Origin of the sequence: Bradyrhizobium sp. CW1 (assembly GCF_023100665.1) — a bacterium.
In the GTDB taxonomy this organism is placed as follows: Bacteria; Pseudomonadota; Alphaproteobacteria; order Rhizobiales; family Xanthobacteraceae; genus Bradyrhizobium; species Bradyrhizobium canariense_D.
Genome location: NZ_CP064684.1, coordinates 4,983,983 through 4,999,226 on the forward strand (window position 1 = coordinate 4,983,983; position 15,244 = coordinate 4,999,226).

Genomic DNA, 15,244 nt, shown 5'->3' on the forward strand with positions numbered 1-15,244 from the left:
CTCCGAGCAGTGCGACATATTAAATAGCCAAACGAGTATTTTTTCTCTTGAAATATCAGATTAATTAATAATATATTAAATATTAACCGCAGGTGTCCTGACAATGAATTTCGTGAACCGACATTTCCCCGATCGGGGGGTTACGGATCGTGTCAGTCCCGGGCCGTCACTATCCCGCCAGCACAAATGGCCCCTCCGGTACGACTCGATCGAATACGTGGCGCCCTGTGCGGATGTTGCGACCATTGTTTTTGCGAGCGTCGTTTCGATGTGGCTGTGCCAAGCTCAGACTGGGTGGGCTGCAGGCGACTTAAGTAACGCACTTGGCCTGGCGCTCGTCAGCGCAGCATGTCTGGTTTGCCTCTTGAAGACCCACGGCCTTTATCGGCCAGCTGAGCTTCTCGTCCTGCGAAGTCAGATGCGCGCCGTCTGGATTGCATGGACGTCATTGTTGCTCTTGATATGGGCCGTGTACGGCTTTGCAATTGGTCCGGGCTCTTCTCACCAAGCGGGCACACTTTTCGCGGTCCTGGGCCTCGGCTTGCTGATGGCCGAGCGGTGGGGAGTGAGAGCGCTTCTCGGGAGGGGCCTGAGCGGCAGAAAATTCGCTATCACAAACATTATTCTGGTTAGCGACCAGCCGCAATCGAAAAACGCCGGACTGTCTGAAACGCTCGCGATGCATGGTTATTGCGTCCGAGGCCGATTCAGCTTGCCCCCAATCGGCTTCGGTCCTGCCTGTCGAAGGCGGCTCACGACTCGCGTGATTGACTACATTCGCAGCTCCGAGCTCGACGAGGTGGTTGTGGAAGCGAACCCGGAACGATGGCCCGAACTCCGAGCCTTCGTTGCCGATTTGCGGGTCTTGCCGCTACCGGTTGTGTTCGTGCCGGTCGGTACGACATCCGAATTGCTTCGACACCCCACGCGAAGCCTTGGAAGTGCGGTTTGTGTTGAACTCCAGCGTGGTCCGCTTACGCAGCTGGACTGTGCGACCAAACGAATCATTGATCTTTTCGGCGCCGCGCTCGCCTTGACGATACTTGCCCCGCTGCTTGTGCTGGCCGCACTTGCAATCAAGCTGGACTCGCCCGGCCCCATATTCTTTCGACAGCAACGCTGTGGTTTTAATGGCCGGATCTTCCTGATCCGCAAATTCCGGACGATGCATGTGCTCGAGGACGGGCCCGCGATCCTTCAGGCCCATCGCCTCGACCGACGCGTCACCCGCGTCGGCAAATGGCTCCGTCGGACAAGCTTCGACGAACTGCCACAGCTGCTAAATGTTCTCGACGGCAGCATGTCGCTGGTCGGTCCCCGTCCTCATGCCTTGGCTCACGACGGAGAATTCGACAAGCTCGTGCGGAACTACGCCTTGCGCCGCAGGGTCAGGCCAGGATTGACCGGATGGGCCCAAGTCCATGGCTGCCGTGGTCCAACCCCCACATCCATCACGGTGGAAACACGCGTACAATACGATCTGTGGTACATCGACAACTGGAGCCTTCGGCTTGATCTCGTAATCCTGCTGCAAACTCCCATCGAAGTGCTGCGGGGACGCAACGCCTACTAGGCGCACAGGATTACGGCGCTGCCCCGGCCACTTGACCGCAACCATCCCGTCGAGCAATGCAGATTAGGTTATGCGCGCTGACGAAGCTTCGGACTTGCATCCCCTATGCGAAAGTCCTCAATTCTCCGGCCAGACTTCATAGCAGCAACCAACCACCGGGGCCGCTTGCCACGCCCCGACCAGGTCTCTGACGTCTGGGGGTTCCGGTATTTCGGCAGCACCCGCGGATATTTGCGTCTCGCTTTGGCGGCCGGAGACACGCCGGACGCGCTTGAACCCGCCAAAACGGCCGTCCCGCCCCCGAGAACCGCCAGGCGCTTCTCCAATTCGTGCTTTTCTGCCTTAATCCGATCCGATAGGATCCCGCTAATTTCCTCATGAAGCGACCAGAGATCGTCAAGGGACATTGATTCTAATTCGAGTTTCTTAGCTGGCATGCTCGCATCCTGTAGTTGCGCCAAACTTGATATGCCCCAGATCCACATTAATCAAGATGGTGAACTCGATTTACCCAACAAAATGTATGGAACCGCACTTAAATCCGCATTCCAGATAACTGCGTCGCAACAGTCAATCAAGGCAAAAAAATAGGCTATCCTCATAACTTAATCTCGGAGGGGTAAATTTCACACGTCCAGCGGGCAGCCGTGGAACCATTCAAGCGAACTGATATGACGGGATCACATCAAGCGCCCTACGCGTCATCGCGACGCAATGTTCTCGATGGATAGGTTGGCGTAGGCTGCCCTTTGTTCTGGGCAATCTCGATATTGCAGCCTTCGAATATGCGCCAGCGCCAACGAACTCAATGTCCCTCAGCGCTAGCTGCCTGACCGCGATTTGAGCTTCACGTCCCGAATATCCGAGGGTGCAGCCGGGGAAGGATGCCCCGAGTTGAAGACGCCGGGAGGAACTCGATTGAGATACTCCCCTTTCTTGCTTGCAGCAAGTCATTGGGCTGCCAAGCCCCCATTTAATAAAATAACCCTAGTAATAATTATTAAATCATATATTATTTATTTATTGTAGCGTCGATTTGAAGCACTGGCTTTGGTCCATCGTTTGATTTTGGGCGTTCGGGCAGATGATGTGCTCGTAAGCTGAGGATGACAGATGGATCAGGCGTCAGTCGAACGGTGACGAGAATGCTATGCGTCGGCAAGATCTCGAAGCCATGGACTTTGAGGAACTCTGGCTCCTTCACGAAGAGCTGACAAAGATACTTGCCGAAAAGATCACAGTCGAGAAGCGAGAGCTCGAAAAACGTCTTGCGCAACTCAACCAGCCGGATCAATTCGGTGAAGCTGAAAGCCGGGCCGCCAACGCCGGAACGAGCGAGCCGCCGCGCCGCAAATACCCGAAAGTCGTGCCAAAATACTTCAATCCACTCCGCCCGACAGAGACTTGGTCGGGACGTGGTAAACAGCCTCGCTGGCTAGTTGCCGCGCTCCAATCGGGGCACACGCTCGAAGAGTTCAGGATTCGCGAGAACGACGAGTCGTCTGATCGGAATGCGGGTGGTCAAGGGCATTCCTAGCACTGCGCAACTGCACAAATGTTGGGCCCTGAGGATTCCGAAAATCTGCCACCTGATGCGCGCTCTGGAGGCGGCTGATGGAAAACTCCGTTCCGTTGAGGAATCTCCAATCCCCCGAAGGCGCTCGTGTGACCGTTACTGGCATTAGACTTTTCCGGCACGAACCGTCGTGGTCGCGCTCAACAGAAACTGTAAAGTGGACCCTCTTGGCACAGACCACAATCCACGCACGCGCATGCCGGCTTGCGCGTAGCCAGAGGTCATCCTCCTCCGGTAATTTCTGAGGTCCAAGACCGTCATTGCGAGGAATGGCACACGTGTGGCCGGAAAGCGTGCTTGGATCAATTGTCGCATGAACTGCAGACGAGGAATCAGTCGGCACCGCATCGAGTGCGGGACCTCGACTCCAAGCAGCGCAGCGAGAGCAAGTAGCTGGGTTTCGACTGCGTTCTTCATCAATCCGCCCGAGACATGAGAGGTAAGCTCACTCCAATCGATGCCCCCGACGGAACTGTTCAGATCTCGCAATTCAAGAAGATGTCGCAGATCGAGGTCACCGAGCCAATAACCAAAGTCTTGAAACTGATCGTGGATGATCAACATAAGCGCTCGGTAGGTGGCCGTGGGAACATACGCGCTCCCCCGCCCCAAGCGCGCAGGGACGCAATGGTTCAGAGCATTTCCCGGGCCACGGTCAAAGTACGCCGGGTCTGAAGCGCCCTGCTGCAGATCAATGGTTCCGACATCCCGGGGCCGGTTCAACTCGACATACCATCTCTTGCTGTTGGGAAGGGTCCGCTCATGAATTTGATAGCCAATTGCGCCCAGAGCGGCGACCGCCCTTTCAGCTTCGTCCGGCACGACCATAATATCCAGATCACACATCAGCCGAACTCCTCGTCGCTCGACAGGTGCTGTGGCTAGCGTTGCCGCACCCTTGAGCAACACCGGCGTAACTCCCTGGCCGTTCATCGCAATGACGGCCTCTTCCAATTGACCGGCCAACCGATCGTTGCGCAGCACGTTTCGGCGATGGATCTGGCGGATATAGGTGCACACGTCCTCTGGCAACACCGATGCAAATTGATCGACGAAGTCAATGAGCGCAGGCGTCGTCAACGTCTGGTTTGCGAGCCCGATGACGGAGGTCCACTCCACTTCGACGGGCGGCAAGCCTCGCAAGCAGTTGCATAGGCTTGTCAGTGCCGCACTATGCCTTGTCATCGCACAAGTCCATCAGCAGCTGTCGAGCCTGCGCCGATTCCGAATAGATAAGTTGGAACGATCGTGCGCCCGCAACAATCCGCTTCAAAGCGAAAAAGCCGGACTGCGACAGCTTCCCGTCTGCGGCAAAAGCGCCCTCAATGAGCCGCTTGATCGAATCAAGCTGATCCAGGGGGGTCAGCTCGACGGGGCCGCTTGCAACCCGGTTCAGAAAGATGATCCAGTTGGCAGAGAGGCTCCCATTGTGCGCATCGGGAATCGGCAGATACCGCACGTCGGCGCCATCGGACCGGCGGTGCGTCACGTCGTTCCAATCGCCATACAGTCGGGATAGCAACCGCCACGATCCCTGCTTGAGGGTGAGGGCAAATGGGATGCCGCAGATCGTTCCGTCAGCCCCAATCAGCGCAACGTCATCGCCGGCATACTGAAATCCAGCGTCTACCAGTTCTAGTGCAAGAGTCGACTTGCCGGCTCCCGGTTGGCCGCACAGCAGCAAGCCCATGCCGCACTTTGCAAGAGAAGCGGCGTGGAGCGCGAAAGCCCACTGATTGCTTCGGATAAGTCGCTCGGTGATGTGAGCTTTGATTGTAGGGGCCAGAGCTGCGGCTTCACATCTTTGGATGCTCGCGTCATTCCCGCGGAAGAATACTCGGTCGCCGAGCATCATTGTCTCGATCGCAATATCCTCCTCCTCGCCGCTGTCGTCCGTAACACAAAATAGCGAAATCAACTGTTGCGAGAGCTCCCGATTTGCAGCCCGGACGCTGATCCTGCGCTGAGCAAGAACCGTTGAGAAGGCACAATCGGCCGACATTCGCCAATCGAGATCGAGCACCCCTCGATCGATCCAGACGTTCATCGCCTGCCACGTGAACTCGCGCGCTGCGCGCTCGCCAATGCCTAGCTGCACAAGCTCCTGATGGACGTCTTCCAAAGAAGCACATTGTGCCAACTTGCACCAAATGAATGCCCCTAGCTGGTCCAACTCATAGAGCTTCTGCCTTGTCTCGCTGAAAAGCACTGATCGACCGTCCACCAGCGCGAAGATTGCACCCGCGGCGGGTCTCAACACCATCTCTGCCGATGTTTTTTCCAGCATGGCTATTCCCGATAGCAACGATATCTGTTTCGCCGCCGTGTCGACGCGGTGGCGACAACATCCGGCACTGTCCTGTCCGCGGCGCGTTCAAACGAGCTGCAGTTGCCGAGGAAGTTCGGCTTGATGGCCGTGCTGCAGCGGCGTAAATCCACCTTCAGTGCGGATGCACATCGCCTGACTGAGATTCGTTTCGAATGACCATACGGCCCCGGGTCACGCCGCCAGCTGACCACCCTCGTTCACCCCAGATGGAGAAATATTCAACACTTGTCCTCCGAGAAAGGTCGCCCGCGCGGTCAACCGGTGAGAGTCCAGCAGATAGCGGTAAACTTCGCGAGCAGCACTCCGCTCTCGTAGAACGCGCTCCCTCTCGCTGATGCTCGCTAGCTTCTCGCGCATTTGAGCCAACTGCTTCGCAGCCGAGGTGGAGTTGCGCTTCTTCTGGACTGATTCCCACATCGTCTCCTCCGACCAAAAAATTGACGAAAACAGCTTACGTCATTGACAACAATTAACAACGAGATTTATATGATCCCAATATAATCAATATTTATTTCATGTTTGAACCGGATGCAACCATTCAAATACCAAGAAGCGGGCCCTGCGTCGAAATAACAGCCGACCGAGAAACAGCGTCGCAGAAATCGCCGCGATGATCTTGACCTCCCGCGTGCAGGGCAGCGCAAAATAAAACTCGACGAGAGTCGCAAACCAGACCGACAGCGCAAGGCGTAATTTGCAGGATTAAATCCTAACGAAAAATATTTCGCTGACGAGAGTGGAGTGAAACCGGTGATCGAATTAGCCAATTTGCCCATCACGGGCGATATGATCGTCTTCGTCGCGAGCGGCACAGCACGCGCAAAACTCCCACCCGCTCAGATTGGCCCATTTTCAGTGGCGCCCCAGGAGCTTTCGAGAGACGCATAATCAACGCCCGCGCTGCCGAGCCAAAGAGCGGCGGCGTCCAAGGAATCGCTCAAGCAGCGATCCGGCCGGTTGGAAAAACGTCGTCACGAGCAACCCGCCCTGCTCGAACAAGCACTCCCAGTGTGCGATGCCCCCCAAGTAACCCACACTGAGATGACGACGCACTCCAGCCGGCCGGGTTCTCTTTCGTTTGACAACGAATAATAATTTCCTAGGGAGGTCTCGCATGGGAATGATCATGGTCAAATGTCCGCAAACCGGTCGCGCGATTCCTACTGGTATTAGGTCGGACCGTGAGGCTTTCCTGCGGAGCGTTGTGTTTTATGGCAATACTCGTTGCCCGGTCTGTCGCGCCAATCACAACTGGTTCGCTCGCGAGGCCTGGGTCGATGAGCCGGTCGTGCGGCCAGGGGAGATATTCGAGGAAGCGCCGCTGGGTTGATCCGTCGCGGGCTTCGGCACAGACGCGGAGCCGAACTGACTAGCATTACACGAATTTGGGCCGACCGCCTCATTTGACGCCGCGTGTGCGGAGTTGATCTTTTGTGACATGGCTGCCGCACCAGCTGGGAACTAGTCTTGGCACGGACTGGATGCGCTCAATCATCGCGCAGCGTTCATCTATATTCCTGTCTCGGCGGCTATTTCTGCAGGGCTTACTGGAGGGATGCGAAATATTTTGGCCTATCGTCGTAAAGCGAACTGACGCCCTCATGAACCGTAAGTTAAGCGTCACACCGGCAGGTCGGCGCAACCTAACGATTCCGATCGCTGACCCTGCAAGGGCCTGTTTGGGGGTATTGTAGTGAGTAGTGGGGTTTGCAGCCGCTTGGCTGTTCTGCGTCAAACGGCGATGGAGCTCGTTAGCCTGCTTGCCCAATTGCACAGGCTACGAGAGCAAGTGCGAAGGGCGGAAGGGCGAAGCCTCGGAGAAAGAGCGAGACTAGGGCCGGTGTCACGGATGCGTAGGCCCCGGTTTGGGACGACTTGCCGCACGCGGATTCAATGATGGCGAGCGGCGCGCGTAGTTTCAGCGAACGCGAAGACGATCGTTTCACGGATCGATCTTGAAGCCTCCGGTAACCCTTTGGCACAGCTCCAAGCCGCCCGATCGCTCCCCAATGAGGCGTGCGCGCAGCGGAGTTTCAAGGCAGGCCGATGCGAGTGAAGGCTCTGCGCCAGGAAAAGTGCTGCACTTGGATCCGGCGTCCCTTTCCGGCTTCTGCCCGAGGTCATCCACGCGCGGCATGCTGCGGGTTATGTCCCGCACCTGAGTCTGATTTTTTTATCTGTTTTTAGTTTTATGAAGCAGCGCTTCATCTGAAAGACAACTTGGAAGCAAAGCGAAAGCCGTTCGCGTCAAATCGTTTCGCTAGTCGCGCCACGGAAGGCAAATTTAGTTATCCGGTATAATCATAATTAATATGACACAAAACAGAAAATAAGGTGGGGAAAAATAATGGGAGGAGTGGATGGAGACCGTACGCCGCTTGCGCGCGATGGCGTCGCTGTGCCGACAGACTTCTGCGCATCATCCAGATCGAAGCTGGAAGCTTCTCGCCGAAGCTGAGTTCTGGGAGCACTTGGCTAATGACGTGCTTCGCGATCATTTCGAACAATGCACGGCTGGCTCCTCGCTCCGGCCGATCGGACGTGATCCGAATGCCGCGGAATCGAGCGCTCGCATAACCGCGTGAATGCTCTCGCCTAGCCCAATCCCGCTCGGCCGTGTGCCGGGCGTCAGTCCTCTTCAAGGCGCCCCATGGAGAACCAAGCCCTGCCGGCGCCTTCGTCGGGCGGCGCGCAGACCTGAGCAGGGACGCCAAAGCGCGCTCGGCTGCCCAGCTCGGTCCGCTCAGACTACCGAGGTCTGTTTTCTGAGTCGGGAATGCGCTTATGCGAAACTGTCGTTCGCCGTTGGACTTGCACTTTGGCGTCCAGCACTTTTTCCCCAGGTCGTGCGGTGCGCGGCCGGCTCACCTGGTCCGAAAGGCTGGAGCCCCTACCAACTATTCCAGCGATATTTCCGTCGACCTTCGCTGCCGGTATTTTTCGGTTAGGTGAGGATCCAACGATCATCTGCTCCTCGTTGCTCGTGCCGGTGCCAATAGCTCCGATCGGCAGACCATTTTGAGCGTGGCCAGCGCCGGCATTTCTCTTGGCCTGCGCCGCCGCCCGCGACTTCGACGTGCTGGGTTGAACGTCCGGGCTGTTGGTTTGACTGGTGCGGTTCAGGTTTGCACCGGTACCAACGTCTCGTGTCCCTATTCCTAGAGGCGCCGATGGACCAGGGTTGGCGCTGCTCGCATTTGTACTCATGCCGGACGGAGCTGACCCACCAGTGTTGGCGCTGCCCGTGCCCGTCCCAGTGCCGGCACCCGCGGAGCCCGCCACTGCGCCGCCTGCTTGGGCCAGGGCCAGCACAGCTACGCTCGTGATAATCGCGATGATCAGCGAAGGGAGTCGGTGGAGCATTGGACGATCTCCTTCCCAAGCGACCGGCAGCACTGGCCGAACATTTAATTAGCGATAAATGATTGAATAAAATAAAATATGGTTTATTTTTTGCCTATGGGTAAATTGAAATTGAGAAACGGATTGACGCATTAATGTCGCGGATGTGGGCACAAGCGCCGATGCAGGCAGGGTCTGGCCTTGGATCGCCCGTTCGCCGCGCAGACGTGTGGATTGCCTCGGATTGTGTTCGTAACTGTGCGCGCACCTGCGCAACAAGGTCGGCGTGGGTTGCACCGACTGTCCTGACGGTAATATCGGTTTTGACCATACCCGTTCTCGCGCAGCAGCCTAATTGGCCGGCGAGCGACGCCCATGTCATGGCGACGCACTTGCGCGGCACGACCGGCTCGGGAGGGTGGCGCGCGGCGAGGCTGAAACCATCTGCCGACACGACACCCCTGAAGCTCGCACAAGCCACAACCAGCAATACCGAGCGATCGCGGCAAGTGCTCGCCACAGAACAGGAGAGGATACGGGCCCTTGCTGCTGACCTTCGAACATGCCGACGGGAGCAGGATACGGTGCTGGGGCTGTTGCAGCATGCACGCGAGCAATGGACCAGCATTGCGGAGGCCACCGAGAATGAAACCGATGAGCTGCAGAAATCGCTCCGGGAGGAGCGCTTGCACACGCAGCGTCTGGAACGGGAACTTGTCAAGGCGCGCAACGATTTCGAAGTGCAGGCACGGCTAAGCCGCGAAATAGGCACCGAGGGTCGCGAACCCGAACGCCGGGCACAGAATGATCCGAGAGAGCTGCAACAAGCTGTCGAGCGGGAGAAAGATCGGGCAAACCGGCTGGAGCAGAATCTGACAGCCGCTCATCACGACCTGGAGACCCAGTCCGCAGAGGTAACCAGACAAGCCGCAGAGATCAGCGCAAAAGAGGCAGCGGAGGCTCAGGTACAGGCAAGCCTCCGACAGGAGCACGATCGTACCAAACAGCTGGAGGAGACGCTCGCGACGACGCGAATCGAGCTCGACAACCGATCCCAGCAGATCGCGAAGGCAACCGAAGAAACGATGCAGACCAAACGAACAGCGGAGAATACCTCGGCTAAACTGGAGCTCTCATTAAAGGAGGAGCACGAAAGAGCAGATGCGCTGGCGCAAGAGCTCTCGTTGGCGCGTTCCAAGCTGTTCGCCTATGAAGCGCAAGCCGCGGCAAACGATGATCGAGCCGAACAGTTGAAAAAGCAGCTCCGGCGAGAATGCAAACAATCCGGCCGAGATGAGCAAGAACTTGCCGCAGCGCGCCCGAGTATCGGACCGTGGCTACCCGCCGGGGTGTCGGGTGAAGGCGGAGCCGGCAATTCGCCAACAAGGGAACTGCTCCGAACACTGCTGCTGGGATCGCCGCAGGCGCCGCCCGCGCAATTCGCGCGAGAGCTCGTGATCACAGCAGCTGAGCCGAAGGCGCCATCCCCGGTTCTCGGGAACGAAAACGCCGCCGAACTCGTGCGATTGATCGCTCGCGCAACCGGATTGCTTCGACAAGGCGATATTGGGGCGGCACGAGTTGTCCTGGAGCGTGCTGCTGAATTAGGGAGCGCACCGGCAAGTTTCGCCCTCGCGGAAACGTATGATCCGAGCCTGCTTGCAAAATGGGGCGCGAGCGGAACGCGCGGCGACACGTCCAAGGCGCGAGAGCTTTACGCCAGAGCAGCAGCCGGAGGGGTCAAGGAGGCAAGGGAGCGATTCGACGCACTTGGTCATTAGCAGCATCGGTGCAGACAAATGGTCGTGCGCTGTATCGACTAGCAGATCGAACTTAAACTTACGTGTCGAAGTGAAGAGCGCAGCGGACAAAACAGAGTAGACGTTCCTAGGGGAGCCGGATCGATGAAGCAGCTGGTTGGAATACGCTCTTGGTTTCTCCTCATCGTGATAGCCGCTCCGCTTTTGATCATGGGCTGTTGCCCAGCAATGGCCCAGCAGACTCCGCGGGCGCGTGCGGATCATGCAAGGGCGGAAATTGCGGCCATGAACGATTGGACTGTCGGAATAGCCGGAGGTCTGCTGGAAGGAGCTCCCATTCGGCTTGCCGCGGAAATGGCGCGAGTGGCCGATGATGGAACGGACCTCCACGTGCTGCCCATCGTGACCCGTGGCGCAACCGAAAACGTCAATTCGCTGCTGTATTTGCGGGGCATTGATGCAGCAATCATCAATTCCGACGCACTTGACGAGTACAAGAGCCAAGTGCCGGACATCCAGCGACGGATCACCTATGTGCTCAACCTGTTTCCATCTGAACTGCACGTATTCGTCAGGCCCGAAATTCAGAGCTTGAGTGATCTGGTCGGAAAGAAGGTCAATTTCAACACCCAAGGTACCGCCGCAGCTTATTCGGGCCCGCTGATCTTCAGCCGGCTGGGGATCGAGGTCGATAAGGCATTCATCCCCCATCAGGTTGCGATGGAACAAATGCGCAGGGGTGAGCTGGCCGCCGTCGTTTTCATAACATCGAAGCCGGTGGATGCATTCATACGTGGTCGCTGGGATGCCGGCTTCAAGTTCTTGCCGGTCCCCTACGAGAGCAAGTTCGAAGATTATTATCTGCCATCTTGGCTGGACGCAGCTGATTATCCAAACTTGATCAGGCAGGGGGAACGCGTGACAACTATTGCCGTTCCAACCGTGCTGGTCGCTTTCAATTGGCCGATCAAATCCAATCGCTTTCATCGTGTGGCGCGCTTTGTTGACCGCCTGTTCTCGCGGATCAACAAGCTGCAGGAGCCCGGTTTCGATCCCAAATGGAAGTCGATCAACTTGGCGGCGACGGTCCCTGGCCTGACGCGTTCTCCCGCGGCGCAGGCCTGGCTCGATCGTCTGCCGCGTTCGAGCCAGGCGGCACAATGACGTTCACCCTGATCGCTCTCGTCGTGACGCTCGCGATCGCAAATGACCTCGCTCGGGCTCGAGGCGCCGAAGACCCTGTGGCGCCGGTTCGCGTCTCTGATCGGCCCGCAAATGGAGCCGGGGCGTGGATCGTCAGCGAGACCACCTCGCCAGTTGATTATTCATCGATCATCAAGGCGACACTACCATCTCAAGGGGACGCAGCAATGAGCCTGTCGATACGCTGTCGCGGCGGCCTGACCGAAGTGTTGCTTGATGGAGCCGGCCTGTCGGGCCGTCGCGAGGATTACACCCTATCCCTGCGCATCAATGATGATCCACCTTTTCAGGTCTCAACAATTACGTCGGTGCGCGGTGTCGCGCTTGAAGGCGATGTCGTTCGCCTGTTGCAATCGATCCCCGGCCACACCAAACTTTCCGTGCATGTGTCACGCCGAACGGGGACCAGCGCCGGTGCAGTGTTCGCTCTCGATGGTATCGAGAGCGTACGTGCAAAATTTGCGGCAACATGCAAATGGCCACGCGCGATCGCGAAGCCCAACAATTGATCATGAACCTCAGCTTGCTTGGAGAAACAACATAATGCCAAAATTTCCGAAGATTATCACAGCGATGATCGCGACAATCATCTCGCTCCTGGTCGGGCTGTCTAGTTCCGCGGCACAGGAGACTCGCCTGCTCTCGGCACAGCCCAGTTTGCCTGCAGCCTCAACACATGGCGCGGCAAGAACGCACGCGAATTCATCAGCGCGGGCCGCGACGCCAAAACAATTTGAGCTGGCGCGCATCGCGCCATCGTCTGCTGCCAAGAAAGAGCACCGCTTAATCCTTCAGGTCAACACAAGCGACTCCGCGTCAATGAATCTTGCATTGAACAATGCACTCAACGTCGCGCAATACTACAAGGAGGTTGGTGAAGAAGTGAAAGTGGAGGTGATTACCTTCGGCCCCGGCCTCCATATGCTCCGCGATGACACGTCGCCGGTGAAAGCGCGAATTGAGGAAATGGCTCTGAGCACACCGGAAGTATCATTCAAAGCCTGTGGAAACACGCAAGAGAAAATGCAAAAGGCCGAAAATAAAGACATTCCGATCGTTGCCCAAGCCCAAGTGGTGAGGTCGGGCGTCGTTAGGGTGATGCAGTTGCAGGAGCAGGGATGGACCTACGTCAAGCCATGAAATGGCGACCAGACAATGCCTATTGAGCGGCTAGGTGCCGGCCTGCGGTCGCGACACCCCGATCGAGTGGGTCGCCGCAGCCGACGCAAATTGACTGGCCTCGATCGGGACAGATCTATCGCGCGCTATTGACCGGGCAGCGCCAGACCGACTGTCTGATCATGCGCACGAGAGCGACTTCGGGAGCGGGTTGAGCGAACATCGGTTCGTCTCAGTCACTTGCGAGGTCTGGTAGCAATTTTCCGGGGCAGCCCCTGCCCCGTCCATCCTACTCGGCCGCCTGCTAAGGTCGATTGTCCCGTAGCGCATAGGGTATCGGAGATGCAGGGCGGCGCGAGCTGTGACGCACGGTGCTTCGATTTACGTCAGTTCTGATGACCTCTTTTTCGAGGGCAAGCGATTAAATTCCACTGGATTTTATTTTGTTAACGCGTCAGATTTCTAAGCTTAAAGCGAGTCGATTTTACGTTGGGGATGTTAAATGGCAAAACCTGCCGTTTCCCGTAATGCCTTTCGAGGGTTGTTCGCTTTTTATGCGAAAGCTGATCACAAGCACGATGGCGATTATTGTGTGTTGAAGCTGCCTGGATCCGCTCAAGGCATTCCTGATCGGCTGCTACAGCAGTGGTCGCACCAGGCTGATCTACCCGGCGCTGAAGCCATCGCCAGCACACTGGAGCCGCGCACCCGGGAGATCGTGAATGGTCGTAAACGCTATGACCACGCCAGCGACTTTCTCCACGTGCTGCTGAGAGACCTAGAGCTAAGGGAACACTGAAGAGACGTCGCTGCGTCAGGCTCCGCGAGATCTTGCAGACCTGAATGATAACGCCTTTCGCCTCCGCGCTCTATATGCACCAGTCTGCTATTCCAATGCCGGGCAGCCGGCCCATTTTGTCGATATGGTGCTCGCATGCCGAGGTCGATTTACCAGCCATTGCATGAAAGGCTGCGAACGGAGAACGGTCAAAGTCTCCGCCTGACCTTTTCAGAAATTGAAGCGATCTTGGGGAAGCCTCTGCCGAGATCGGCCTACACCTTCACTGCGTGGTGGAGCACACTGAAGAGAGCAGGTCCTCAAGCGAGAGCGTGGATATCCGCTGGTTATCGTGTCCGGGTCTCAATGAAGCACCGCATCGTCGAATTCTATCGTTCTGATGTGAACACCAATGATCGTCATGGAACGCCCTGGCTGCATTGAAGCTTCCCATGATGGCGGACCTATCAACCTCGGTGTTCGGGACAAACTGCGAGAACAAGCCGACGCAGAATCAAGTTGCAACTTCAGGGCCGCAGCGAAAACTGCTGCGGCCCTGTTTTTGAGCGGAAGCCGCGAACCGGATGCTCCGGAACGTGGCGAGAAACTCTAACGGGAACGCTGCGCGATGGCTTTAGGCCGCATGAGGGTTGACGATGGTGTACCCTCGCAGGGAGCGCGGGTGAATTCGCGTTGCGTGCCCACCTGAGTTGGCATCGTACGCTTTCCAGATGTCACCAGCGATGTGCTGTTCAAGGACGAAGACGTGTCCACGTCGCGCGGCAACCATTCCCGGTGCTGGCGAGGTGCGGGGAAAGCGCAGCCAATTGGCTGCGAGGTTCAGTTCCGGTACTACCCGACCAAACACTCGGATCGCCGCACCACATCCGCAGAACGATCGAGGGCAACCGGCCGGACGACCGCTAACGATCTCACTACTTAAGGCCCCTGAGCTGGCCACAGACATCCGTAGGCTAGCAACGGCACCTCGCTGCAGGCGCGGTGCCGGTCTCGTGTATCTCTGCGCCTGCACCAGCGAAGATGAAAAGTCGCATGGCATAATCACGTTGCATTCAGGTGGCAAAGCGGCGCGCAAGGGGCGCGCCTCAGATGAAATGGATGTCGCAAAAGCGAGCAATAAAGCTACGACTACTCGAGTGAACATGCAGGACTCCGGGTTAATAGCCCTGCCCCAACGCGCAGAAAGCGCCTTTTAATTTGGCGAAAATAAGTTGCAAAACCAGCATTAAATAGGATTTTATGGCCGAATTAAATCAAGAAAGGAACGTTTCGATTTGCCTCGAGTCCTGCTTGGGCGACCGATCCCTTCTTGTCGTGGATCGATAGATGGAAAAGGCAGTCGCCTACGCAATCTCAGCGGCCCTCGTAGGTATCGGTGTTTTGATACTGGTCGTTGGCCTGTCCTCCAGCTCGCCCGCTTTGTGGGTGATGGTCGCGCTCGTGCCGATCACGATCGGGATCGTGAGCGCTTTTGGCCCCGTGTAAGGATGGGGAAAACGGCCGATGCGTCAGATCGTCTGCATTTTCCGAATCGCGCCTCTGT

At 57.2% G+C, this 15,244-nt stretch carries 13 protein-coding genes; 9 read left to right on the forward strand and 4 right to left on the reverse strand.

The genetic code is table 11. The features are described from left to right. Window positions 1-217: 217 nt before the first annotated feature. Complete coding sequence (locus IVB54_RS24530; protein ID WP_245288453.1) at window positions 218-1,573, forward strand: exopolysaccharide biosynthesis polyprenyl glycosylphosphotransferase; 1,356 nt, start codon at window positions 218-220, stop codon at window positions 1,571-1,573. A gap of 68 nt (window positions 1,574-1,641) precedes the next feature. Here the strand turns inward: IVB54_RS24530 and IVB54_RS24535 are convergent, their stop codons facing one another. Then, window positions 1,642-2,010: an H-NS histone family protein gene (locus tag IVB54_RS24535; RefSeq protein ID WP_026233240.1), complete on the reverse strand. Its 369-nt coding sequence runs from the start codon at window positions 2,008-2,010 to the stop codon at window positions 1,642-1,644. 713 nt (window positions 2,011-2,723) lie between these two features. Between IVB54_RS24535 and IVB54_RS24540 the strand changes: the two genes are divergently transcribed. After that, window positions 2,724-3,110 (forward strand): H-NS histone family protein, encoded by a 387-nt coding sequence (locus IVB54_RS24540; protein ID WP_026233241.1) that lies wholly within the window; start codon window positions 2,724-2,726, stop codon window positions 3,108-3,110. A gap of 144 nt (window positions 3,111-3,254) precedes the next feature. On the opposite strand, the gene IVB54_RS24545 is transcribed toward IVB54_RS24540, so the two are convergent. The 3 genes from IVB54_RS24545 to IVB54_RS24555 form a co-directional block, all read right to left on the reverse strand. Continuing rightward, a complete protein-coding gene (locus tag IVB54_RS24545) occupies window positions 3,255-4,334 on the reverse strand; it encodes a nucleotidyltransferase family protein (protein WP_083926444.1) in 1,080 nt (359 codons plus the stop codon). After that, complete coding sequence (locus IVB54_RS24550; protein ID WP_018456760.1) at window positions 4,321-5,436, reverse strand: hypothetical protein; 1,116 nt, start codon at window positions 5,434-5,436, stop codon at window positions 4,321-4,323. The genes IVB54_RS24545 and IVB54_RS24550 overlap by 14 nt, the downstream gene beginning before the upstream one ends. 213 nt (window positions 5,437-5,649) lie before the next feature. After that, a complete protein-coding gene (locus tag IVB54_RS24555; RefSeq protein WP_018456761.1) occupies window positions 5,650-5,895 on the reverse strand; it encodes a hypothetical protein in 246 nt (81 codons plus the stop codon). A 697-nt stretch (window positions 5,896-6,592) separates the two neighbouring features. On the opposite strand from IVB54_RS24555, the gene IVB54_RS24560 reads away from it, so the two are divergent. The 7 genes from IVB54_RS24560 (at window position 6,593) to IVB54_RS24595 (ending at window position 15,186) form a co-directional block, all read left to right on the forward strand. Further along, the gene (locus tag IVB54_RS24560; protein ID WP_083926445.1) at window positions 6,593-6,808 is read left to right on the forward strand and encodes a hypothetical protein; all 216 of its coding nucleotides are present in this window, start codon (window positions 6,593-6,595) and stop codon (window positions 6,806-6,808) included. Window positions 6,809-9,212: 2,404 nt separating this feature from the next. Beyond that, the gene (locus tag IVB54_RS24565; protein ID WP_247363387.1) at window positions 9,213-10,601 is read left to right on the forward strand and encodes a hypothetical protein; all 1,389 of its coding nucleotides are present in this window, start codon (window positions 9,213-9,215) and stop codon (window positions 10,599-10,601) included. 123 nt (window positions 10,602-10,724) lie between these two features. Further along, complete coding sequence (locus IVB54_RS24570; RefSeq protein WP_026233243.1) at window positions 10,725-11,744, forward strand: TAXI family TRAP transporter solute-binding subunit; 1,020 nt, start codon at window positions 10,725-10,727, stop codon at window positions 11,742-11,744. Beyond that, on the forward strand, window positions 11,741-12,292 hold the full coding sequence (locus IVB54_RS24575; RefSeq protein ID WP_157642984.1) for a hypothetical protein: 552 nt from the start codon (window positions 11,741-11,743) through the stop codon (window positions 12,290-12,292). Before IVB54_RS24570 ends, IVB54_RS24575 begins: the two co-directional genes overlap by 4 nt. A gap of 34 nt (window positions 12,293-12,326) precedes the next feature. Beyond that, on the forward strand, window positions 12,327-12,923 hold the full coding sequence (locus IVB54_RS24580) for a DsrE family protein (protein WP_026233244.1): 597 nt from the start codon (window positions 12,327-12,329) through the stop codon (window positions 12,921-12,923). Between the two features lie 481 nt (window positions 12,924-13,404). After that, complete coding sequence (locus IVB54_RS24585) at window positions 13,405-13,701, forward strand: hypothetical protein (RefSeq protein WP_026233245.1); 297 nt, start codon at window positions 13,405-13,407, stop codon at window positions 13,699-13,701. Window positions 13,702-15,027: 1,326 nt separating this feature from the next. Further along, a complete protein-coding gene (locus IVB54_RS24595) occupies window positions 15,028-15,186 on the forward strand; it encodes a hypothetical protein (protein WP_018456767.1) in 159 nt (52 codons plus the stop codon). Window positions 15,187-15,244: the final 58 nt, after the last annotated feature.